At 71.8% G+C, this 22,164-nt stretch carries 21 protein-coding genes and 2 pseudogenes; 15 read left to right on the top strand and 8 right to left on the bottom strand.

Annotation, left to right across the window (positions count from 1 at the left end):
- Nucleotides 1-108: 108 nt before the first annotated feature.
- From ACH5AC_RS21105 to cobI, 4 genes and pseudogenes are all read left to right on the top strand, one after another.
- The gene (locus ACH5AC_RS21105) at nt 109-2,100 is read left to right on the top strand and encodes a putative cobaltochelatase (protein ID WP_398863485.1); all 1,992 of its coding nucleotides are present in this window, start codon (nt 109-111) and stop codon (nt 2,098-2,100) included.
- The gene (cobO, locus tag ACH5AC_RS21100) at nt 2,100-2,708 is read left to right on the top strand and encodes a cob(I)yrinic acid a,c-diamide adenosyltransferase (protein ID WP_398863484.1); all 609 of its coding nucleotides are present in this window, start codon (nt 2,100-2,102) and stop codon (nt 2,706-2,708) included. Before ACH5AC_RS21105 ends, cobO begins: the two co-directional genes overlap by 1 nt.
- Before the next feature lie 2 nt (nt 2,709-2,710).
- A pseudogene (locus ACH5AC_RS21095) lies at nt 2,711-4,294 on the top strand (cobyrinate a,c-diamide synthase); the annotation flags it as partial.
- Entirely contained in the window at nt 4,279-5,025 is a 747-nt protein-coding gene (cobI, locus tag ACH5AC_RS21090) for a precorrin-2 C(20)-methyltransferase (protein ID WP_398863483.1), read from the top strand. The pseudogene ACH5AC_RS21095 and the gene cobI, both read left to right, overlap by 16 nt.
- 26 nt (nt 5,026-5,051) lie before the next feature.
- Here cobI and ACH5AC_RS21085 read toward each other — a convergent pair whose 3' ends face one another.
- A complete protein-coding gene (locus tag ACH5AC_RS21085) occupies nt 5,052-5,816 on the bottom strand; it encodes a ZIP family metal transporter (protein WP_398863482.1) in 765 nt (254 codons plus the stop codon).
- Nucleotides 5,817-5,905: 89 nt separating this feature from the next.
- Between ACH5AC_RS21085 and cobM the strand changes: the two genes are divergently transcribed.
- The 6 genes from cobM to cobC are packed head-to-tail and all read left to right on the top strand — an operon-like array spanning nt 5,906 to nt 12,211.
- Nucleotides 5,906-6,724: a precorrin-4 C(11)-methyltransferase gene (gene cobM, locus ACH5AC_RS21080; RefSeq protein ID WP_398863481.1), complete on the top strand. Its 819-nt coding sequence runs from the start codon at nt 5,906-5,908 to the stop codon at nt 6,722-6,724.
- Nucleotides 6,721-7,968, top strand: a complete 1,248-nt coding sequence (cbiE, locus tag ACH5AC_RS21075) for a precorrin-6y C5,15-methyltransferase (decarboxylating) subunit CbiE (protein WP_398863480.1) — start codon at nt 6,721-6,723, stop codon at nt 7,966-7,968. The genes cobM and cbiE overlap by 4 nt, the downstream gene beginning before the upstream one ends.
- Nucleotides 7,965-9,662 carry a precorrin-3B C(17)-methyltransferase gene (cobJ, locus tag ACH5AC_RS21070; protein WP_398863479.1) on the top strand — a complete coding sequence of 566 codons (1,698 nt, stop codon included), beginning with the start codon at nt 7,965-7,967 and terminating at the stop codon, nt 9,660-9,662. Before cbiE ends, cobJ begins: the two co-directional genes overlap by 4 nt.
- Complete coding sequence (locus tag ACH5AC_RS21065) at nt 9,659-10,246, top strand: precorrin-8X methylmutase (RefSeq protein WP_398863478.1); 588 nt, start codon at nt 9,659-9,661, stop codon at nt 10,244-10,246. Before cobJ ends, ACH5AC_RS21065 begins: the two co-directional genes overlap by 4 nt.
- Nucleotides 10,243-11,151 carry a sirohydrochlorin chelatase gene (locus ACH5AC_RS21060; RefSeq protein ID WP_398863477.1) on the top strand — a complete coding sequence of 303 codons (909 nt, stop codon included), beginning with the start codon at nt 10,243-10,245 and terminating at the stop codon, nt 11,149-11,151. Before ACH5AC_RS21065 ends, ACH5AC_RS21060 begins: the two co-directional genes overlap by 4 nt.
- Nucleotides 11,141-12,211, top strand: coding sequence for an Rv2231c family pyridoxal phosphate-dependent protein CobC (gene cobC, locus ACH5AC_RS21055; RefSeq protein ID WP_398863476.1), 1,071 nt, complete (start codon nt 11,141-11,143; stop codon nt 12,209-12,211). The genes ACH5AC_RS21060 and cobC overlap by 11 nt, the downstream gene beginning before the upstream one ends.
- Nucleotides 12,212-12,233: 22 nt before the next feature.
- Here the strand turns inward: cobC and ACH5AC_RS21050 are convergent, their stop codons facing one another.
- From ACH5AC_RS21050 to ACH5AC_RS21035, 4 genes are read right to left on the bottom strand one after another with little or no spacing between them, the layout of a single operon-like run.
- The gene (locus ACH5AC_RS21050) at nt 12,234-13,325 is read right to left on the bottom strand and encodes an amidohydrolase family protein (RefSeq protein WP_398863475.1); all 1,092 of its coding nucleotides are present in this window, start codon (nt 13,323-13,325) and stop codon (nt 12,234-12,236) included.
- Between the two features lie 10 nt (nt 13,326-13,335).
- The gene (locus ACH5AC_RS21045; RefSeq protein ID WP_398863474.1) at nt 13,336-14,145 is read right to left on the bottom strand and encodes an amino acid ABC transporter ATP-binding protein; all 810 of its coding nucleotides are present in this window, start codon (nt 14,143-14,145) and stop codon (nt 13,336-13,338) included.
- Complete coding sequence (locus ACH5AC_RS21040) at nt 14,142-14,975, bottom strand: amino acid ABC transporter permease (RefSeq protein ID WP_398863473.1); 834 nt, start codon at nt 14,973-14,975, stop codon at nt 14,142-14,144. The genes ACH5AC_RS21045 and ACH5AC_RS21040 overlap by 4 nt, the downstream gene beginning before the upstream one ends.
- Nucleotides 14,972-15,835: a basic amino acid ABC transporter substrate-binding protein gene (locus tag ACH5AC_RS21035; RefSeq protein ID WP_398863471.1), complete on the bottom strand. Its 864-nt coding sequence runs from the start codon at nt 15,833-15,835 to the stop codon at nt 14,972-14,974. Before ACH5AC_RS21035 ends, ACH5AC_RS21040 begins: the two co-directional genes overlap by 4 nt.
- 144 nt (nt 15,836-15,979) lie before the next feature.
- Between ACH5AC_RS21035 and ACH5AC_RS21030 the strand changes: the two are divergent.
- From ACH5AC_RS21030 to thpD, 5 genes and pseudogenes are all read left to right on the top strand, one after another.
- Nucleotides 15,980-16,243 (top strand): annotated as a pseudogene (locus ACH5AC_RS21030) (hypothetical protein); the annotation flags it as partial.
- A gap of 342 nt (nt 16,244-16,585) precedes the next feature.
- The gene (ectA, locus tag ACH5AC_RS21025; protein ID WP_398863469.1) at nt 16,586-17,143 is read left to right on the top strand and encodes a diaminobutyrate acetyltransferase; all 558 of its coding nucleotides are present in this window, start codon (nt 16,586-16,588) and stop codon (nt 17,141-17,143) included.
- A complete protein-coding gene (gene ectB / locus ACH5AC_RS21020) occupies nt 17,140-18,411 on the top strand; it encodes a diaminobutyrate--2-oxoglutarate transaminase (protein ID WP_398863468.1) in 1,272 nt (423 codons plus the stop codon). Before ectA ends, ectB begins: the two co-directional genes overlap by 4 nt.
- A 34-nt stretch (nt 18,412-18,445) precedes the next feature.
- Nucleotides 18,446-18,850 (top strand): ectoine synthase, encoded by a 405-nt coding sequence (locus ACH5AC_RS21015; RefSeq protein WP_398863467.1) that lies wholly within the window; start codon nt 18,446-18,448, stop codon nt 18,848-18,850.
- A gap of 12 nt (nt 18,851-18,862) precedes the next feature.
- Entirely contained in the window at nt 18,863-19,741 is an 879-nt protein-coding gene (thpD, locus tag ACH5AC_RS21010) for an ectoine hydroxylase (RefSeq protein WP_398863568.1), read from the top strand.
- 133 nt (nt 19,742-19,874) lie between these two features.
- On the opposite strand, the gene ACH5AC_RS21005 is transcribed toward thpD, so the two are convergent.
- From ACH5AC_RS21005 to ACH5AC_RS20995, 3 genes are all read right to left on the bottom strand, one after another.
- Nucleotides 19,875-20,927, bottom strand: a complete 1,053-nt coding sequence (locus ACH5AC_RS21005) for an aminotransferase class V-fold PLP-dependent enzyme (protein ID WP_398863465.1) — start codon at nt 20,925-20,927, stop codon at nt 19,875-19,877.
- A gap of 97 nt (nt 20,928-21,024) precedes the next feature.
- Nucleotides 21,025-21,741, bottom strand: coding sequence for a DsbA family oxidoreductase (locus tag ACH5AC_RS21000; protein WP_398863463.1), 717 nt, complete (start codon nt 21,739-21,741; stop codon nt 21,025-21,027).
- Nucleotides 21,742-21,818: 77 nt separating this feature from the next.
- Nucleotides 21,819-22,163 (bottom strand): GNAT family N-acetyltransferase, encoded by a 345-nt coding sequence (locus ACH5AC_RS20995; protein WP_398863462.1) that lies wholly within the window; start codon nt 22,161-22,163, stop codon nt 21,819-21,821.
- Between the last annotated feature and the right edge of the window lies 1 nt (nt 22,164).

The following is a 22,164-nucleotide window of genomic DNA, read 5'->3' as shown; positions in this document are numbered from 1 at the left end:
GCGGCCGGACCACCCCCGCGTCAGCGGGGACCATGCCTTCACCTTGACCGGCCTGCGGCGGGAATGCGAGCCGCCTCCTCATGACTCACCCGAAGGAGTGATCATCGCGTGAGCACGCCTTATCCCTTCACTGCCATCGTCGGCCAAGACGACCTGCGGCTCGCCCTGCTGCTCAACGCCGTGTCACCGCAGGTGGGCGGCGTGCTCGTACGCGGCGAGAAGGGCACCGCGAAGTCGACCGCGGTCAGAGCACTGGCCGCGCTCGTTCCGGAGATCGAGGTCGTCGCCGGGTGCCGTTTCTCCTGTGCCCCCGCCTCACCCGACCCGGGATGCCCGGACGGGCCGCACGAGAGTGGCAGCGGTGTCGAGCGTCCCTCCCGGATGGTCGAGCTCCCCGTCGGGGCCTCCGAGGACCGGCTCGTCGGGGCGCTCGACATCGAGCGGGCGCTCTCCGAGGGTGTGAAAGCGTTCGAGCCAGGTCTCTTGGCGGAGGCGCATCGCGGCATCCTGTACGTCGACGAGGTCAACCTGTTGCACGACCATCTGGTCGACCTCCTGTTGGACGCTGCCGCGATGGGCGCCTCGTACGTGGAGCGCGAAGGCGTCTCCGTACGGCATGCCTCGAAGTTCCTGCTCGTCGGGACCATGAATCCCGAGGAAGGCGAGCTGCGGCCGCAGTTGCTCGACCGGTTCGGGCTGACCGTCGAGGTGGCCGCCTCCCGGGAGCCGGAGCAGCGCGTCGAGGTCGTGCGGCGGCGGCTCGCCTACGACGACGATCCCGCCGGGTTCGCTGCCCGGTGGGCGGACGAGGAAGTCGCCGTGCGGCAGCGGATCGTGGCGGCGCGGGAGTTGTTGCCGTCCGTGCGGCTCGGCGATGGGGCACTGCGGCAGATCGCGGCGACCTGTGCGGCATTCGAGGTGGATGGGATGCGGGCCGACATCGTGATGGCTCGGACCGCCACCGCGTTGGCTGCCTGGGCCGGGCGGACGGATGTGCTGGCCGAGGATGTGCGGCAGGCGGCGCTGCTGGCGCTGCCGCACCGGCGGCGACGCAATCCCTTTGATGCGCCGGGCCTTGACGAGGACAAGCTGGACCAGACGCTGGAGGAGTTCTCCGGCGAGTCCCCCGAGGACGACCCGGATCCCGATGGGCCGGGCGGCGGCGGTGGGCAGCCGGCCCCGGACGACGGGGCTCCGCAGGGGGGTGGTGACACCGCCGCGCGGCCCGAGGCCGGGGAGGCGGGCGAGCCTCAGGCGTCCGGGGCCGGTGAGCAGTCCGCCGTGCGGGCTTCCGAGCCGTTTCGGACGAAGGTGCTGAGTGTGCCGGGGATCGGTGAGGGAGCCGCCGGGCGGCGTTCGCGGGCGCGGGCCGAGCAGGGGCGGACGATCGGGGCCCGGCGGCCGCAGGGTGCTCTGACCAAGCTGCACTTGGCTGCCACCGTGCAGGCGGCCGCGCCGCATCAGCGGGCGCGGGGGCGGTCCGGGCCGGGGCTGGTGGTCCGGCGGGATGATCTGCGGCAGGCCACTCGGGAGGGGCGTGAGGGGAATCTCGTCCTGTTCGTTGTCGACGCCTCTGGGTCGATGGCGGCCCGGCAGCGGATGAGTGCCGTGAAGGGTGCTGTGCTGTCGTTGCTGCTCGACGCGTATCAGCGGCGGGACAAGGTGGGGCTGGTGACCTTCCGGGGGTCGGCCGCCGATGTGGCGTTGCCGCCGACCTCGTCCGTGGACGCGGCGGCGGCTCGGCTGGAGTCGCTGCCGACCGGTGGACGGACTCCGCTCGCCGCCGGGCTGCTCAAGGCGCATGACGTGCTGCGGGTGGAGCGGCTCAGGGATCCGGCGCGGCGGGCGCTGGTCGTGGTGGTGACCGATGGGCGGGCCACGGGCGGGCCGGAGCCGGTCGCGCTCGCCGGGCGTGCGGCTCGGCTGTTCGCGGCCGAGGGGGTCGCCTCGGTGGTCGTGGACTGTGAGTCGGGGCCGGTGCGGCTGGGGCTCGCCGGTCAGTTGGCGGGCGAGCTGGGCGGGACCGCCGTGGCGCTGGACGAGCTGCGGGCGGACAGCATCGCCGGGCTCGTGAAGGACGTACAGAGGAGGGCCGCGTAATGCCGCAGGGACAGCCGAGTGTCGTACCGGACGACGGGCTGACGACACGTCAGCGGCGGAACAGGCCGCTGGTCGTCGTGCACACGGGGATCGGCAAGGGCAAGTCGACGGCGGCCTTCGGGCTGGCGTTGCGGGCCTGGAACCAGGGGTGGCCGATCGGGGTGTTCCAGTTCGTGAAGTCGGCGAAGTGGAAGGTGGGCGAGGAGCGGGCGCTGCGGGTGCTCGGGGACTCCGGTGAGGGTGGGTCCGTCGACTGGCACAAGATGGGTGAGGGCTGGTCGTGGGTGCAGCGCGATCTTCAGGGGGACAACTTCAGCAACGAGGAGAAGGCCCGGGAGGGCTGGGAGCAGGTCAAGCGGGATCTGGCCAACGAGACGTACCGGTTGTACGTGCTGGACGAGTTCGCGTATCCGATGCACTGGGGGTGGGTCGACACCGATGAGGTGATCGAGGTGCTGCGGGGGCGTCCTGGAACCCAGCATGTCGTGATCACGGGGCGGAACGCGCCGGAGAAGCTGGTCGGGTTCGCGGATCTCGTCACCGACATGTCGAAGGTGAAGCACCCGATGGACGTCGGGCAGAAGGGGCAGAGGGGCATCGAGTGGTGATGTCGTCCGTCCCACGGCTGGTCATTGCCGCGCCGGCGTCCGGCAGCGGCAAGACCACCGTTGCCACGGGGTTGATGGCCGCGTTCGCCGCGCGGGGGCTTGCCGTGTCTCCGCACAAGGTGGGGCCGGACTACATCGACCCCGGGTATCACGCGCTCGCGTGCGGGCGGGTGGGGCGCAACCTCGACGCGTACCTGTGTGGGCCGGAGTTGGTGGGGCCGCTGTTCGCGCATGGGGCGCGCGGGTGCGATGTCGCGGTGGTCGAGGGTGTCATGGGGTTGTTCGACGGTGCCGCCGGGGAGGGGGAGCTGGCGTCGACCGCGCAGGTGGCGAAGTTGTTGCGGGCGCCGGTGGTGCTGGTGGTGGACGCGTCGGCGCAGTCGCGGTCGGTGGCGGCGCTGGTGCACGGGTTCGTGTCGTGGGATCCGGAGGTGCGGGTCGGGGGGGTGATCCTGAACAAGGTCGGGTCGGAGCGGCATGAGGAGTTGTTGCGGGAGGCGTTGGACTCCGTCGGGGTGCCGGTGTTCGGGGTGTTGCGGCGGGTGGCGCAGGTGGATACGCCGTCTCGGCATCTGGGGCTGGTGCCGGTGGCGGAGCGGGGGGCTGCCGCGGTGGAGGCTGTTGCGGCGATGGGCCGGCAGGTTGCCGAGGGGTGTGATCTGGATGCGTTGCTGGCGTTGGGGCGGAGTGCGGGGGTGTTGTCGGGGGCGGCTTGGGATGCGGCTGAGGTCTTGGTGTCCTCGCCCCCGCCGCCCCTACCCGTCCCGTCTCCAGGGGCTTCGCCCCTTCGACCCCACCAGGGGGCTGCCGCCCCCTGGACCCCCGCTTCGGCCCTGAACGGGCCTCGTCCTCAAACGCCGGACGGGCTGGGAGGTCAACCGTCGGGCGGGCTTGGAAGTCAAACGCCGGACAGGCCGGGAGGTCAACCGTCGGGCGGGCTTGGAGGTCAAGCGCCGGACAGGCCGGGAGGTCAGCCGTCGGGCAGGGTGAGAGTTGCTGTTGCTGGTGGGGCCGCGTTCACCTTTTCCTATGCCGAGCATGCTGAGCTGCTGGCCGCCGCTGGGGCGGAGGTCGTGACGTTTGATCCGTTGCGGGATGAGCAGCTGCCGGAGGGGACGGGTGGGTTGGTCATCGGGGGTGGGTTTCCGGAGGTGTACGCCGGTGAGCTGTCCGCCAACGAGCCGTTGCGCAAGGCTGTCGCCGAGCTGGCGTTGAGCGGGGCGCCGGTGGCGGCCGAGTGTGCGGGGCTGCTGTATCTGTGCAAGGAGCTGGACGGCAGGCCCATGTGCGGGGTGCTCGACGCCACCGCCCGGATGAGTGAGCGGCTGACGCTCGGGTATCGGGACGCGGTGGCCGTGAGTGACAGTGCGCTGGCGGTCGCGGGGACGCGGATGCGGGGGCATGAGTTCCACCGGACGGTGGTCGAGCCCGGGGCCGGTGTGGCGCCCGCCTGGGGTGTGCGGTCGCCGGTGCGGCGGGTCGAAGGTTTTGTACAGCGAGGTGTGCACGCGAGTTATCTGCACACGCACTGGGCGTCCGCGCCCGGTGTGGCCCGTCGGTTCGTGGAGAGGTGCCGGACGTCATGAGCAGCAGCAGGTTGATCGGGGTCGGGGTGGGGCCCGGGGATCCGGAGCTGGTGACCGTCAAGGGTGTCAACGCGCTGCGGGCCGCGGATGTCGTCGTCGTGCCGGTGATGGACACCGGGGAGCGGGGACGGGCCGAGGCGACGGTGCTGCACTACGTGCCCGGGGAGAAGGTCGTACGGGTCGTGTTCGCGTTGAACGAGCGGACCGATCGGGCGCGGCGGGAGGCGGCCTGGGACGCGGCCGGTGAGCGGGTCGCCGAGTTGCTGAGGGACCGGGGGTGCGTGGCCTTCGCGACGATCGGGGATCCGAACGTGTACTCGACGTTCACCTATCTCGCGCAGACCATCGGTGAGCTGGTGCCCGGGACGGTCGTGGAGACGGTGCCGGGGATCACCGCCATGCAGGATCTCGCGGCACGGTCGGGGGCGGTGCTGACCGAGGGCACCGAGCCGCTGACGCTGGTGCCGGTGACCGCGGGGGCCGCCGTGCTGAAGGACGCGCTGGCCGGCCCGGGGACGGTCGTCGCCTACAAGTTCGGGCGGCAGGCCGCCGAGGTCGCCGAGGCGCTGCGGGAGACCGGGCGGATCGGTGACGCGGTGTGGGGGTCGGCGCTCGGGCTGGAGGAGGAGTCCATCCGGCCCGCGGCCGAACTCGGTGCCGAGCCGCTCCCCTACCTGTCGACGCTCATCGCGCCCGCGCGGCGCGACGGCGGCCGGGGCGGCAAGCTGTGACGGCGTCCGCGTCGGCGGCGTCGCCGTCACACCGCCAGGCCCACCACCAGCCAGATGAACGCCGCCCCGGCGACCGTGCACAGCAGCGTCGAGCGGGCCGGGTGCGCACGATGGGCCTCGGGCAGGATCTCGGCCGCCGCCAGATACAGCAGTGCGCCGCCGAACAGGCCGAGGTAGCCGCCGAGCAGGGGCTCCGGGATGGTGACGAAGGCGGTCGAGGCCGCGCCGGCGACCGGGGCGGCCGCGTCGGCGAACAGCATGGTCAGGGCGCGGCGGCGGGCGTTTCCGTACAGGGCCGTGACCGTGTACGTGTTGAAGCCGTCGGCGAAGTCGTGCGCGATGACCGCGAGCGCGACGGCCACGCCCATGCCCTCGTCCACCTGGAAGGCCGCGCCGATCGCCACGCCGTCCATGGCGCTGTGGGCGACCATCGCGGCGGCGGCCGTGAGGCCGACCTGGGGCGTCCGGCCGTTGTGTTCCTCCGCGCCGTGGGCGGCCATGGGTGTCGCCCCGCTCGAGCGAAGTCGAGAGTGGGGGAGGTGGGCGAGGAGCCGTTCCACCAGATGGGCGAGCAGGAAGCCGGTGACGAACAGCAGCAGCGCGGCCGGTACGCCGAAGATCTCGTCGTCGGCCGACTCCAGGGCCTCGGGCAGCAGGTCCAGGCCGACCACTCCGAGCATCAGGCCGCCGGCCAGGCCCAGCACCAGGTGGCGGCGGTCGGTCACGCGTTGTGCCGTCCAGCCGCCGGCCAGCGTCATGAGGACCGCGCCGAGCGCGACGAAGACCGCCATGTGCTCTTCGTATCCGATCAGACCCGCTGCGTGCATATCCGGACCCCGTGAAGTCGAAGCTGAAGTTCCGTATGAGAGGACCCGAACCCATGGCCGATGCCTCCACCGGCAAGGTGACCTTCGTCGGTGCCGGCCCCGGCGCCGCCGATCTGCTGACGTTCCGTGCCGCGCGCGCGATCGCCGAGGCCGATGTCGTGATCTGGGCCGCGAGCCTGGTCCAGGCGGAGGTTCTGGAGCACGCGCGTGAGGGGGCGGAGATCCTCGACTCGGCGGCCATGTCCCTGGAGGACGTCGTCGCCGTGTACGAGCGTGCGGTGCGGGAGGGGCTGCGGGTCGCCCGTATCCACTCCGGGGATCCCGCCCTGTGGGGCGGTACGCAGGAGCAGCTCGACCGCTGCCGGGCGATCGGCATCGAGACGGAGGTCGTACCGGGCGTCTCCTCCTTCTCGGCGGTGGCCGCGCTGGCGCAGCGGGAGCTGACGATCCCCGAGGTGGCGCAGTCCGTCGTGCTGACCCGGCTCGGTGGCGGCAAGACGCCGATGCCGCCCGGTGAGGAGGTGCGGGAGTTCGCCCGGCACGGCACGACGATGGCGATCTTCCTGTCGGCGGCGCGCAGCGGGCAGCTGGTGCGGGAGCTGCTGGAGGGCGGCTATCCGACGGACACCGCGGTCGTGGTGGCGTATCAGGCGACCTGGCCGGAGGAGCTGGTCGTGCGGTGCACGATCGGCACGCTGGAGGAGACGGTGAAGGAGCACAAGCTCTGGAAGCACACGCTCTTCCTGGTGGGCCCGGCCCTGGACGCGCACGGCACCCGCTCGCACCTGTACCACCCGGGCCACTTCCACGGCTACCGCAAGGCGGACCCGGAGGCCCGCAGGGCCCTGCGCGCGCGGGGTGCCAGTACATGATCACCGTGGTGGGTACGGGGACGGGTGCGCCGGTCCCGGCAGAGGTGCTGGCCGGGGCCGAGCTGGTCGTCGGCGGGCGGCGGCATCTGGACGCCGTACGGTCGCGGCTGCCTGAGTCGGCCGAGCGGATCGTGCTCGGGCCGCTGGCGCCCGCCCTCGACACCGTCGAGGAGTACGACGGCAAGGACCGGCGGGTGGTGGTGCTGGCGTCGGGCGACCCCGGGTTCTTCGGGATCGTGCGGGCGCTGGCCGAGCGGTGCGGGGCGGAGCGGCTCGATGTGCGGCCCGGGGTCTCCTCCGTGGCCACCGCGTTCGCGCGGCTCGGGCTGACCTGGGACGACGCGGTGGTGGTGAGCGCGCACGGGCGGGAGCCCCGCACGGCGGTGAACCTCTGCCGGGCGTACCCGAAGGTCGCCGTGCTCACCGGGCCCGGCGCGGGGCCGGCCGAGCTGGGGGCGGCGCTGGTGGGCTACGACCGTGTCCTCGTCGTGGCCTGCGCGCTGGGCGATCCGGCCCACGAGCGGGTGGAGCGGGTGACGCCCGCCGAGGCGGCCGCCCGGGACTGGGGTACGGCGGTCAGTGTCGTCCTGTGCCTCGACGAGCGGCGGGCGACGGGTCCCGGGCCCGTACGGACGGTCGCGGGGCCGGAGCTGCCCCCCGCCGGGTGGGCCCTGGACGAAGGCGCTTTCGCCCACCGTGACTCGATGATCACCAAGTTCGAGGTGCGGGCGCTGGCGCTGGCGCGGCTCGGGCCCCGGCCGGGCGAACTGGTGTGGGACATCGGTTCCGGGTCCGGCTCGGTGGCGGTGGAGTGCGCGCGGCTGGGTGCCGCCGTGTCGGCGGTGGAGAAGGCCGCCGACGGGGTGGCGCGGATCCGCGCCAACGCCGGTGCGCACGGCGTCGATGTGCACGTCGTGCACGGCACGGCGCCGGAGGTGCTCGGCGGGCTCGACGATCCCGACGCCGTGTTCGTCGGGGGCGGCGGGCGTGAGCTGGCGGACATCGTCGGGGCGTGCGCGCGGCGGGCCCGGCGGACCGTGGTCGTGGCCATGGCCGCGCTGGACCGGGTACCGGCGGCGCGGGCCGCGCTCGTCGACGCCGGGTTCGCCTGCGAGGGCGTGCTGCTGCAGTCGTCGCGGCTGGCGCCGCTGCCGGGTGAGGTGACCCGGCTCGCGGCGACCAATCCCGTTTTTCTGCTGTGGGGTGTCAGAACCCCTCTCTGTGACGAAGGAGTTGCCCAGTGATCGGCCTCATTTCCGCCACCTCGGCGGGGGCGGCGGCACGCGACCGGCTGGCCGCGGCCTGGCCGGAGCGTACGCGGGTGTACGACGGGCCCGTGGGTGACGCGGTGCGGCGGGCGTTCGCGGAGTGCGAGCAGCTCGTGTGTTTCCTGGCCACGGGGGCCGTGGTGCGGCTCGTCGCCCCGCTGTTGGGGGACAAGGCGTCCGACCCGGGTGTGGTGTGTGTCGACGAGGGCGGGCGGTTCGCCGTGTCGCTGGTCGGTGGGCACGGGGGTGGGGCCAATGAACTCGCCGGGGAGGTGGGTGAGGTGCTGGGGGCCTTGCCGGTGGTGACGACGGCTACGGACGCGGTGGGGGTGCCGGGGCTGGACACGCTGGGGTTGCCGGTGGAGGGGGATGTCGCGGGGGTTTCCCGGGCGGTGCTGGACGGGGAGAGCGTTTCGCTGGAGCTTGATGTTCAGTGGCCGTTGCCTGCTCTGCCGTCGAATGTGGAGCGCCGGGCACAGCCGGGCGGCCCGGTTGTCCGGGTGACCGATCGGGTGCTCGAACCCGGCGACGGTGAGGTGCTGTTGCGCCCGCCCTCCCTCGTGGTCGGCGTCGGCGCGTCCAAGGGGGCCCCCGTCGACGAGGTGCTCGGGCTGATCGAGGGAGCGTTGGAGGAGGCGGGGCTGTCGCGTCGTAGCGTCGCCGAGGTCGCGACCGTGGACGCGAAGGCCGGGGAGCCGGGGATCGTGGAGGCGGCGGAACGGCTCGGGGTGCCCCTGGTGACGTACTCCGCCGACGAGTTGGCGGGGGTCCAGGTGCCCAACCCCTCCGACGCTCCGCTCGCGGCCGTGGGTACGCCGTCCGTCGCCGAGGCCGCCGCGCTGATCGGCGGGGGTGAACTGCTCGTACCGAAGCGGAAGTCGGGGGCCCGGCCCGCGATGGCGACCTGTGCGGTCGTACGGCGGCCGGGGCGCGGGCGGCTCGCGGTGGTGGGGCTCGGGCCGGGGGCGCGGGATCTGCTCACCCCGCGGGCCAGGGCGGAGCTGCGGCGCGCGTCCGTGCTGGTCGGGCTCGATCAGTACGTCGACCAGATCCGTGATCTGCTGCGGCCGGGCACCCGGATCCTGGAGTCGGGGCTGGGGGCCGAGGAGGAGCGGGCCCGGACGGCGGTGGCACAGGCCCGTGAGGGGCAGGCCGTGGCGTTGATCGGGAGCGGGGACGCGGGGGTGTACGCGATGGCGTCGCCCGCGCTCGCGGAGACGTCCGACGACATCGACGTGGTCGGGGTGCCCGGGGTGACGGCCGCGCTGGCCGCCGGGGCGATCCTCGGGGCGCCGCTCGGGCACGACCATGTGTCCATCAGCCTCTCCGACCTGCACACGCCGTGGGAGGTCATCGAGCGGCGGGTGCGGGCGGCGGCCGAGGCGGACATCGTGGTCACCTTCTACAATCCGCGCAGCCGGGGCCGCGACTGGCAGCTGCCCAAGGCGCTCGGCATCCTCGCCGAGCACCGGGAGCCGACGACGCCCGTCGGTGTCGTACGCAACGCCTCACGGCCGGACGAGTCCAGCCGGGTGACGACGCTGGGGGCGCTCGACCCGGCGACGGTCGACATGATGACGGTCGTGACGGTGGGCAACACGGCGACCCGGATCATCGCGGGGCGCATGGTGACGCCCCGCGGCTACCGCTGGCAGGAGGAACCGAATTGAACCGCGTCGTCCACCCCATCGAGCAGGAGTCCTTCCGGCGGTTGCGGGCCCGGCTGGACACCTCGCACTTCGCGCCGCTGACCCGGGCGGTGGTGGAGCGGGTCATCCACTCCGCGGCCGATCTGGAGTACGCGGACGATCTCGTCATGGACGAGGGCGAGTTGGTGGCGGCGCATGCGGCGCTGCACGCCGGGGCGCCCGTCGTCGTGGACGTGGAGATGGTCGCGGCGGGCATCACCCGCCGTCGCACCGTCTGCCGGTTGAAGGACGCCAGGTCGGGGCCGGGGCTGACGCGGTCGGCCCATGCGATCCGGCTGGCGTACGAGGAGGTGGGGCCCGGCGCCCTGTGGGTGATCGGCTGTGCGCCGACCGCCCTGGAGGAGCTGCTGACCCTGGACGCCTCCCCCGCGCTCGTCATCGGTCTGCCCGTCGGTTTCGTCGGGGCGGCCGAGTCGAAGGCCGCGTTGCGGGAGAGCGGGCTGCCCGCCGTGAGCAACGTGTCCGAGAAGGGCGGGTCGGCGGTCGCCGCCGCCGCGCTCAACGCCCTGCTGTACCACCCGATTTCCGCCGAGGAGAACCAGTGACCACCCCGCCCGCCCTGCTCATCGCCGGCCACGGCACCCGGGACGACGCCGGAGCCGAGGCGTTCCGCGACTTCGTACGCGAGCTCGGGCGCCGCCATCCCGAACTGCCCGTCGCGGGCGGCTTCATCGAGCTGTCCCCGCCTCCGCTGGGCGAGGCCGTGACCGAGCTGGTGGAGCGGGGGGTACGACGGTTCGCGGCCGTTCCGCTGATGCTGGTGTCCGCCGGGCACGCCAAGGGGGACATCCCGGCGGCGCTGGCCCGGGAGAAGGAGCGGCACCCGGGGATCTCGTACGCGTACGGGCGTCCGCTGGGCCCGCATCCGGCGCTGCTGAGCGTGCTGGAGCGGCGGCTGGACGAGGTGCTCGGCGACTGGGCGCGGGACGAGGTGACCGTGCTGCTGGTGGGGCGCGGCTCCACCGACCCGGACGCCAACGCCGAGGTGCACAAGGCGGCGCGGCTGCTGTGGGAGGGGCGTGGGTACGCGGGCGTGGAGACGGCGTTCGTGTCGCTGGCGGCGCCGGACGTGCCGAGCGGGCTGGACCGGTGTGCCCGGCTGGGTGCCGGGCGGATCGTCGTGCTGCCGTACTTCCTGTTCACCGGGATTCTGCCGGACCGGGTGCGGCAGCAGACCGAGGAGTGGGCGGCCGGGCGTCCGGAGGTCGAGGTGCGGTCGGCGGAGGTGATCGGGCCGGAGCCGGAGCTGCTGGATCTGGTGATGGAGCGGTACCGCGAGGCCGTCAAGGGTGATCTGCGGATGAACTGCGACTCGTGCGTGTACCGGATCGCGCTGCCGGGGTTCGAGGACAAGGTGGGGATGCCTCAGCAGCCGCACTTCCACCCGGACGACGACGGCCACCACCACGGGCATCACCATCACGGGCACGGGCACGCGCATGCCCACTGAGGAGGGGCCGGGCCACGATCTGCGGCATCACGGTGACGCCGAGGTCCGTGACGACGGTTCGGCGCTCGTCGATCTCGCCGTGAACGTGCGGGCGGACACGCCGCCCGCGTGGCTGCGGGAGCGGATCGCGGCCTCGCTCGCGGGGCTGGCGGCCTATCCGGACGGGCGGGCGGCGCGGGCGGCGGTCGCGGCGCGGCACGGGCTGCCGGTGGAGCGGGTGCTGCTGACGGCGGGGGCGGCGGAGGCATTCGTGCTGCTGGCGCGGGCGCTGAAGGTGCGTCGGCCGGTGGTGGTGCATCCGCAGTTCACCGAGCCGGAGGCGGCGTTGCGGGACGCCGGGCACAGTGTGGACCGGGTGCTGCTGCGGGAGGCGGACGGGTTCCGGCTGGATCCGGCGGCCGTCCCCGAGGAGGCCGACCTGGTGGTGATCGGCAACCCCACGAACCCGACGTCGGTGCTGCACCCCGCGGAGTCGATCGCCCGACTGGCCCGCCCCGGGCGGGTGTTGGTGGTCGACGAGGCGTTCATGGACGCGGTGCCGGGTGAGCGGGAGGCGCTGGCCGGGCGGACGGATGTGCCCGGCCTTGTGGTGCTGCGCAGCCTGACGAAGACGTGGGGGCTGGCCGGGCTGCGCATCGGGTACGTGTTGTCCGCGCCGGAGACGATCGCCGAGCTGGAGCGGGCGCAGCCGCTGTGGCCGGTGTCCACTCCGGCGTTGGCGGCGGCGGAGGCGTGCGTGTCGTCGGTGGCGTTGGCCGAGGCCGCGCACGCGGCCCACCGGATCGCCGCCGACCGGGCACATCTCGTCGCCGGGCTGGAGGAGTTCGCCGGGGACGGGGTGCGGGTGGTGGGTCCGGCCGAGGGTCCCTTCGTGCTGGTGCGGCTGCCTCGTGCGGCGGCTGTACGACGACACCTGCGCACCCTGGGCTTCGCGGTGCGGCGTGGCGACACGTTCCCCGGGCTGGACGGGGAGTGGCTGCGCCTGGCGGTGCGTGACCGCTCCACGGTGAACCGCTTCCTCCAGGCCCTGGACCAGGCCATGGCCCTGGCTTCCCGCTGAGCGCAGGGCCGTAGGCGCGCGTCTACGCGACGACCCGCCCGTTCACGACCACCCGGCGCGGCGCCGCCAGCACGCGTACGTCGGCGCGCGGGTCGGACTCGTACACCACGAGGTCGGCCGGCGCGCCCTCGTCCAGGCCGGGTCGGCCGAGCCAGGTGCGGGCCGACCAGGTGGTGGCGGCGAGGGCGTCGAGGGGCGGGAGGCCCGCGGTGACGAGTTCGGCGACCTCGGCGGCGACCAGGCCGTGGGGCAGGGTGCCGCCCGCGTCGGTGCCGACGAACACCGGGATGCCGGCGTCGTAGGCGGCGCGGACGGTGTCGTAGCGGCGTTCGTGGAGCCGTCGCATATGGGCCGACCAGCGGGGGAACTTGCTCTCGCCGCCCTTGGCGAGCTGCGGGAAGGTGGCGATGTTGACCAGGGTGGGGACGATGGCGACGCCGCGTGCGGCGAACAGCGGGATGAGGTCCTCGGTGAGGCCGGTGGCGTGTTCGACGCAGTCGATGCCGGACTCCACCAGGTCCTGGAGGGAGTCCTCGGAGAAGCAGTGGGCGGTGACGCGGGCGCCCTGGCGGTGGGCCTCCGCGATGGCCGCCTCGACGGCTTCGCGGGGCCAGGAGGGGGCCAGGTCGCCGAGGTCGCGGTCGATCCAGTCGCCGACCAGTTTGACCCAGCCGTCGCCGCGCCGGGCCTCCTGGGCGACGTAGGCGACGAGGTCATCCGGTTCGATCTCGTGGGCGTAGCCGCGGATGTAGCGGCGGGTGCGGGCGATGTGCCGCCCGGCCCGGATGATCTTCGGCAGGTCGGCGCGGTCGTCGACCCAGCGGGTGTCGGACGGGGAGCCCGCGTCGCGCAGCAGCAGGGCGCCCGCGTCGCGGTCGGTCAGCGCCTGCTTCTCCGCCGTGCCGGCGTCGACCGGGCCGTGCGGGCCGAGGCCGACGTGGCAGTGGGCGTCGACCAGGCCGGGCAGGGCCCAGCCGGCGACGGTCCGTATGTCGCGTGCGCCGGCGGGACGGTCGTAGGAGATCCGGCCGTCGACGATCCACAGGTCGTCCCGGATGTCGTCGGGTCCGGCCAGGATCCGGCCCTTCACGTGCAGCACCGCGCGTTCGCTCATGGTGCGAACCTTAGTCAGCCGGTCCGCCGACCTGGTCGGAGGTCTCCTCCTCGACCTCGGCCATCGCGGGGTCGAGGAGGCGGGAGAGGAAGTGGCGGGTGCGTTCGTGGCGGGGGGCGCCGATGACCTGGGCGGGGGTGCCGTCCTCGACGATCACGCCGCCGTCCATGAAGACGACGCGGTCGGCGACCTCGCGGGCGAAGGTCATCTCGTGGGTGACGACCATCATGGTCATGCCTTCGTCGGCGAGCATGCGCATGACCGCGAGCACGTCCCCGACCAGCTCCGGGTCGAGTGCCGAGGTCGGCTCGTCGAAGAGCATGACCTCGGGGCCCATCGCCAGCGCGCGGGCGATGGCGACGCGCTGCTGCTGGCCGCCGGAGAGGGAGGAGGGGTAGGCGTCCGCCTTCTCGGCGAGGCCGACGCGCGCCAGGTTCTCGGCGGCGACCTTCGCCGCAGTCGCCTTGTCCCTCTTCAGGACCCGGCGCTGCGGGAGGGTGAGGTTCTCGGTCACCGTCAGGTGCGGGAAGAGGTTGAACTGCTGGAAGACCATGCCGATACGGCGGCGTACGGCGTCGATGTCGACGTCGGGGTCGGTGAGTTCGGTGCCGCCGACGAAGACCTGGCCGCCGGTGGGTTCCTCCAGGAGGTTCACGCAGCGCAGGAGCGTGGACTTGCCGGAGCCTGAGGGGCCGATGACGCAGACGACGTCGCCCTGGTGGATGTCGAGGTCGATGCCGCGCAGGACCTGGTTGTCGCCGAAGGACTTGTGCAGGTCCTTGACCTGGATCTCCGGTCGGGTCGTCTCCTGACGGGTCATTTCACGGCCTCCTGGGCCTTGGCCTCCATGCGGCGCACGACGAAGCCGAGCGGGATCGTGATCAGCAGGTAGCACAGGCCGGCGACGAGGATGGGCGTGGAGTTGGCGGTCGTACTGGCCAGGTCGCGGCCGTACTTGGACAGTTCGCGTTCTTCCAGGGTGACGCCGAGGAAGAGCACCAGCGAGGAGTCCTTGAAGAGCAGGACGAGTTCGTTGGTGAGCGGCGGGAGGATGATGCGGAACGCCTGCGGGATGATGATGGAGACCATCGCGCGGGCGGGTGAGAAGCCCAGGGAACGGGCCGCTTCCATCTGGCCCTTGGGGACCGCCTGGATGCCCGCGCGGATCGTCTCGGCCATGTAGGCGGCGGCCACCAGGCCGAGGGCGAGTGCGACCTTGCCGTAGGTGCCGCCGATGATCTCCGTGCCGGGGAAGGCCAGCGGGACGGCGACGCCGATGAAGATGAAGATCAGCAGGGCGGGCAGGCCGCGGAAGATCTCGATGTAGATGCCGGCGAGCCAACGGTAGGGGCCGACGGACGACAGTCGCATCAGCGCGATGACCATGCCGAGGGCGAGTCCGACGGCGAAGCCGGTCACCGTGTAGAGGACGGTGTTCTTCAGCGCCAGCGTGATGACGTCCGGGAACATCTGCCGCGCGATGTCCTTCTGCGCGAACTGGTTCTGCAGCCGGTCCCAGTCGGCGAGCAGCGCGAAGGCGACGATGCCGGCGACGAAGACGACGTACTGGACGCCACGGGAGACCCGGCGCTTCTGGCGCCGGGTCAGGCCCTTCTTCTTCGGCTGGAGTGTGACGTCGGTCTGCGTCATGAGGCGGACGGGGACGCCGCGGACTCACCTGTTGTCGCAGAAGCGACGTATGGGCCGATCCACTGCTCGTAGAGCTTCTTGTACGTGCCGTCGGCCTTGGCGTCGGCGAGGGCCTTGTTGATGGCCTCGCGGAGCTTGGTGTTGCCCTTCTTGACCGTGAAGCCGTACTGCTCGCCGGTGTTGATCTGCTCGGCGATCTGGAAGGCGTCGGCGTTGGCCTGGTTCTTCAGCCAGCCCTGGACGACCGGGTAGTCGATGACGACGGCCTGGACCTGGCCGGTGCGCAGACCGTTGAGGACGGCGTCGGAGGACTCGAAGGAGACCGGGTTGAGGCCCTGGCTCTTGGCGTAGTCCTCGCCGGTGGTCTGCGCCTGGGCGCCGACCTTCTTGCCCTTGAGGTCGGCGAGGGAGGAGATGCCGCTCTTCTTGTCGGCGAGGACGGCCTGGGTGGCCTCGAAGTACGGGTCGGAGAAGTCGACGTTCTTCTTGCGCTCCTCGGTGATGGTCATGCCGGCGGCGGCGAGGTCGCACTGGCCGGAGTTGAGGAACGCGCCGGTCTTGAAGTTCTCGAACGGGGTGTCGACGATCTCCTGCTTGACGCCGAGGTCCTCGGCGACCAGGTCGATCAGCGCCACGTCGAAGCCCTGCACCTTGCCGTCGATCTCCGACTGGAAGGGCGGGTAGGGCAGGTGGGTGCAGGTGGTCAGCCGGCCGGCCTTGACCAGCTCGACCCCGCCGGCGGCGGTCTTGGAGCCGCTGTCGCCGTCGTCGCTCGACGTGCAGCCGGCCACGAGGACCAGGCCGGCCGTCGCGGTGATGGCGGCCAGGGTGCGGGCGCGGCGCCCGAGGAGCGTGTTCATGGGGACCTTCCCTAGGGGGAGCTATGCGGCTTCCGATTATAAGGAGAAGTTTGGGACGCTCAAATTAAACCGATGGTTACAAAGCCGTCTCGCCTAAGAATCCCGCCGACATGGCGGCGGAGGACAGGAAGAAGGAGGCGAAGCCGCGCGACCGCCGGTCCGGGCACGACCGCGCTGAACGTGATCACCGGCGCCTGCGGGCAGACCTTCGGCGACTGGCTGCGGGAGTGCGGTGCGACGGTGATCGATCTGGCGGTGCCGTTCCACTGCCGGACGCGTGGGGCGTGGATCTGTGCGTGATCGGGGCGCAGACCGTACCTGTCGCTGCTGGACTGGAAGGAGCGCTGGATCGACGGCGGCCGCACGGCGCTGCTGCACGCGCCGGCGCAACTGGAGATGCCGGCGCTGGGCGGTGGCCCTCGCGGAGAAGGTGCTGGACGTGAATGCGCCGGCAGCTTTGCATGCGGCAGAGAATGCCTCACGGAATTAATTCCACAATTATGGGAGCGGGCAGCTTCCCGTATTCGTCTGCCCGCTCTCTCCGGCCCTAAACACTAAGATTTCATGACGGTTTCAACCGTGTGACGCGTTCCACAACGCGTCCTTTTTTTCGCTTTCGCCGGGTACAAATACTGACAAACCATCCGGTCCCGCGCGCTCGCACTCGCCCGCGCGATAACACAGGCGGGCCCTGTGCGTAAGTCTCTCCGGCCATGCATTTCAGAATTTCTCTCGCTAGGTTGAATTCCCATGACTGCCGCACAAGCAGACCTGCGCATCGACCGTCCGTCGGTGGCGGACGGGGCCGACATCTGGCGTATTGCCAAGGAATCCGGAAAGCTCGACCTGAACTCCTCGTACAGCTATCTGCTGTGGTGCCGGGACTTCGCCGACACCTCGGCGGTGGCGCGCGCGGACGCGGACGGCGGGCGGCCGGTCGGCTTCGTCACGGGCTTCCTGCGGCCGCAGGCGCCGCGCACCCTGCTGGTCTGGCAGGTGGCCGTCGACGCCGCGCACCGCGGCCACGGGCTGGCGGGCGCCCTGCTCGACGGGCTGGTCGGACGGCTCGCCGCGGAGCGCGGGATCGACTCCGTGGAGACCACCATCACGCCCGGCAACACCGCCTCCGAGCGGCTGTTCACGTCGTTCGCCGACCGGCACGGCGCGCTGGTCACCCGAGAGGTGCTGTTCGGCGCCGGCCTGTTCCCGGACGGCCCGCACGACCCCGAAGTCCTGTACCGCATCGGCCCGTTGACCCACGTCTCCCACGTGTCCCACTCGTCGCATCGAGGAGCGATTTCGTCGTGACCATCACCCAGCCGGATCTGAGCGTCTTCGAGACCCTGGAGTCCGAGGTGCGCAGCTACTGCCGCGGCTGGCCCGCCGTCTTCGACCGCGCCCAGGGCAGCCGGATGTACGACGAGGACGGACACGCCTACCTGGACTTCTTCGCCGGTGCCGGTTCGCTCAACTACGGCCACAACAACCCCGTGCTCAAGCGGGCGCTGATCGACTACCTGTCGCGGGACGGCGTCACCCACGGCCTGGACATGTCGACCACCGCGAAACGGTCGTTCCTGCAGACCTTCCAGGACCTGGTGCTGCGCCCGCGCGACCTGCCGTACAAGGTGATGTTCCCGGGGCCGACCGGCACCAACGCCGTGGAGTCCGCGCTGAAGCTGGCCCGGAAGGTGAAGGGCCGGGAGGCGATCGTCTCCTTCACCAACGCCTTCCACGGGATGTCCCTCGGCTCCCTCGCCGTCACCGGAAACGCCTTCAAGCGGGCCGGCGCCGGCATCCCGCTGGTGCACGGCACCCCGATGCCCTTCGACCACTATCTCGACGGGCAGGTCCCGGACTTCCTGTGGTTCGAGCGGCTGCTGGCGGACCAGGGGTCGGGGCTCAACCACCCGGCCGCGGTCATCGTCGAGACCGTGCAGGGCGAGGGCGGCATCAACGTCGCCCGCCCGGAGTGGCTGCGCGGCCTCGCCGAGCTGTGCCGGCGCCGCGACATGCTGCTGATCGTCGACGACATCCAGATGGGGTGCGGGCGCACCGGTGCCTTCTTCTCCTTCGAGGAGGCCGGGATCGTGCCCGACATCGTCACCGTGTCCAAGTCGATCAGCGGCTACGGGCTGCCCATGTCGCTGTGCCTGTTCAAGCCCGAGCTGGACCTGTGGGAGCCGGGCGAGCACAACGGCACCTTCCGCGGCAACAACCCCGCGTTCGTCACCGCGACGGCCGCGCTGGAGGCGTACTGGACCGACGGCTCCGCCATGGAGAAGCAGACCCGGGCGCGCGGTGAGCAGGTCGAGCAGGGGCTGATCGCGATCTGCGAGGAGAACCTCTCCGACGTCAAGGAGTACCGGGGCCGCGGGCTGGTGTGGGGCCTGGAGTTCCACGACAAGGCGCGCGCCGAGAAGGTGGCGCGGCGCGCCTTCGACCTGGGGCTGCTCATCGAGACGTCCGGCCCGCAGGGCGAGGTCGTCAAGCTGCTGCCCGCCCTCACCGTCACCCCGGAGGAGCTGGACGAAGGGCTGAGCATCGTCGCCCGCGCCGTCCGCGAGACCGCCTGACCAGGAAAACCCCAGCAAGGAGGCAAGCACCGACGTGATCGTCCGTTCGTTCAAGGACATCGAAGGCACCGACCGGCATGTGAGAGCGGCGTCCGGGACCTGGGAGAGCAAACGCATCGTCCTCGCGAAGGAGAGGGTCGGCTTCTCGCTGCACGAGACGACCCTCTACGCCGGGACCGAGACGTCGATGTGGTACGCCAACCACATCGAGGCCGTCGTCTGCGTGGAGGGCGAGGCCGAACTCACCGACCACGAGACCGGGACCACGTACTCGATCACTCCCGGGACCATGTACCTCCTCGACGGGCACGAGCGGCACACGCTGCGCGTCAAGGAGGACTTCCGCTGCATCTGTGTGTTCAACCCGCCGGTCACCGGACGTGAGGACCACGACGAGAACGGCGTGTACCCCCTGCTCACCGAGCCCGAGGAGGTGTGAGGCATCGTGACGATGACCGATCTCTACCCCAGCCGAGGCACCACCGAGGTGTCCGTCCCGCGTCAGGACCCCGTCGTATGGGGCGCCCTGGACACGCCCGGCCCGATCGCGACCGCCGATCTGGAGGCGTACGAGCGTGACGGCTTCCTGACCATCGACCAGCTGATCGCCCCGGACGAGGTCGCCGTCCACCGGCGGGAGCTGGAGCGGCTCGTCGCCGACCCGGCGATCCGCGCCGACGAACGCTCGATCATCGAGCCGAAGTCCAAGGAGATCCGCTCCGTCTTCGAGGTGCACCGGATCAGCGAGGTGTTCGCGAACCTGGTGCGTGACGAGCGGGTCGTGGGGCGGGCCCGGCAGATCCTGGGCTCGGACGTGTACGTCCACCAGTCGCGGATCAACGTCAAGCCGGGCTTCGGCGCCAGCGGCTTCTACTGGCACTCGGACTTCGAGACCTGGCACGCGGAGGACGGGCTGCCGAACATGCGGACCGTGTCCGTCTCGATCGCGCTGACCGAGAACTACGACACCAACGGCGGGCTGATGATCATGCCCGGGTCGCACCGGACGTTCCTGGGCTGTGCCGGTGCCACGCCCAAGGACAACTACAAGAAGTCGCTGCAGATGCAGGACGCGGGCACGCCGTCGGACGAGGCGCTGACCGCGATGGCCTCGCAGTACGGCATCAAGCTCTTCACGGGCAGGGCCGGTTCGGCGACCTGGTTCGACTGCAACGCCATGCACGGCTCCGGCGACAACATCACGCCCTTCCCGCGCAGCAACGTCTTCATCGTGTTCAACAGCGTGGAGAACGCGGCGGTGGAGCCCTTCGCAGCGCCGGTACGACGGCCGGAGTTCATCGGGGCTCGGGATTTCACGCCGGTGCGGTGAACCGGCCCCGGCCGGGGGTCCGGGGGTTGCCCCCGGAAGAACGCAGCATCGGGGCTCGGGATTTCACGCCGGTGAAGTAGACCGCGCGGTTCAGCGGGCCGGGGTGGGGGCCCCGGTCCGCTGGCTGTGTCCGTCAGTCGGTGAGGACGTCCAGCAGGCGGTCGACGTCGGCGGGTGTGTTGTAGAGGTGGAAGGACGCGCGCAGATTGCCCGCGCGGTCGGAGACCTCGATGCCCGCCGCGCTCAACTCCGCCTGGCGGTGGCCGAGTCCGGGCACGGACACGATCGCCGAGCCGGGTGCGGGCAGCACCTCGTGGCCGAGGCCGGCCAGGCCCGTGCGGAAGCGGTCGGCGAGGGCGAGGTCATGGGCGTGGATGGCGTCCACGCCGAGTTGCTCGACGAGTTCGAGCGAGGCGCGCAGTCCGGCGAAGGTGAACAAGGCCGGGGAGAGGTCGAACCGCCGGGCGGAGCGGGCGAGTTCGGCGACGGGGCCGTAGCAGCTGTCCCAGGGCCTCTCCCCCGCGACCCAGCCGGCCAGCAGCGGGCTCAGTCCGCCGAAGTCCTCGGGGACGGTGAGGAAGGCGGCGCCGTGCGGGCCGAGGAGCCACTTGAAGGAGACCGACGCGGTGAAGTCGTGGCCGTCGGCGTCCATGGGGAGCCAGCCGGCGGACTGGGAGCAGTCGACATAGGTGCGTGCCCCGTGCGCGCGGGCCGCCTCCCGCAGGGCGGGCAGGTCGGCGATCCGCCCGTCCGCGGACTGCGCGGCGCTGACCGCGACGAGCGCGGTGCCGGGGCGGACGGAATCGGCGATCCGCTCCAGCGGGACCGAGCGGACCTTGAGGTCGCCGCGGACGTGGAACGGGTTCAGTACGGAGCTGAAGTCGTCCTCGGCGGTGAGCACCTCGGCGCCGGCCGGCAGCGAGGCGGCGATCAGCCCGGTGTGGGCGGCGACCGAGGCGCCGGCCGCCACCCGGGTGACCGGGACACCGGCCAGCCGGGCGTACGCGGCCCGGCAGCTCTCCACGTCCTCGTAGAGCGAGCCCGCCGGGCGGCCCTCGGCCCGCAGCAGCGCCGCCTCGTGCAGGGCGGCGACGGTCCGGGCGGGCAGCAGGGCGTTGCTCGCGGTGTTCAGGTAGGTGCGCTTCGGGGTGAACTCGGCGCGGACGACGCTCTCGAAGGTCTCCATGGGTCCACTGTGGCGCCCCACGACCTCGAAGTCCATTGCGGATTTTTACGCGGAACCCCTAAGGAACGCTTATACGTCCGCGCCGAGCGGCACCGCCTCAGTGCTGGGGCACGGCGCACCCGTCGGGCCCGCACGCCTCCGCGTCACTCTGGTCCACCAGCTTCAGCGGAGCGCGCTCGCCCCACGCCTCGGTGAGCACCTGGGTGAAGACCTCGGACGGCTGGGCGCCGGAGACGCCGTACTTGCGGTCGAGGACGAAGAAGGGCACCCCGGTGGCGCCGAGCTGGGCGGCCTCGCGCTCGTCGGCGCGGACGTCGTCGGCGTAGGCGGTGGGGTCGGCGAGCACCGCACGGGCGGCGTCGGCGTCCAGACCGGCCTCGGCGGCCAGCTCCACGAGCCGCTCGTCGCCCTCGGTGAACAGCGACCGCTCCTCGGCGAAGTTGGCCCGGTACAGGATCTGGATCAGCTCGTCCTGCCGACCCTGCTCCTTGGCGAAGTGCAGCAGGCGGTGCAGGTCGAAGGTGTTGCCGTGGTCGCGGTCGCGGGTGCGGTAGGCGAGGCCCTCGGCGGCGGCCTGCGCGCCGAGGTTGTCCTCACCGGCCTGGGCCTGGGCCTGGCTCATCCCGTACTTCTTGCTGAGCATGGCCAGCACCGGCTGGACGTCGCCCTTGGCACGGCCGGGGTCCAGCTCGAAGGAGCGGTGCACCACCTCGACCTCGTCACGGTGCGGGAAGGCAGCCAGCGCCTTCTCGAAGCGGGCCTTGCCCACATAGCACCAGGGGCAGGCGATGTCGCTCCAGGTCTCGACGCGCATCTCTCGGCTCTCTCCAGCTCGTACGGGTACGGAGACTCCCTCCGCTCAATGTGGATGAACATTCAAGCACCCCACCCTCATTCCCCGATCAGACCGAACCGCATCCCGATGTGATGCCCACCACCATGAGCCGGGTCACCGACCCATCCCATCCGGCCGTAGCACGCCTGGGCCCGCCGGTTGTCCACATGCATGTCGAGCACGGCGACCCGCCTCCCTTCGGCCCGCCACCGCTCGACGCAGGCGGCGTGCAGGGCCGTACCGACGCCGGAGCGCCAGTGGTCGGGGTCGACGTGGAACTGGTACAGCTTCACCGTCCCGTCGGGCCCTCCCTCAGGCGGGCGGGGGTAGTACGTCGACCAGGCGCGCCGGTGCAGTTCGGCGAGGGTCTCCGCGTCCGCGGGGAGGGCGTTGCGGATCATG

The organism is Streptomyces sp. NPDC018693 (assembly GCF_044391385.1).
GTDB lineage: Bacteria > Actinomycetota > Actinomycetes > Streptomycetales > Streptomycetaceae > Streptomyces.
This window is presented reverse-complemented; position numbering and strand designations above follow the sequence as displayed.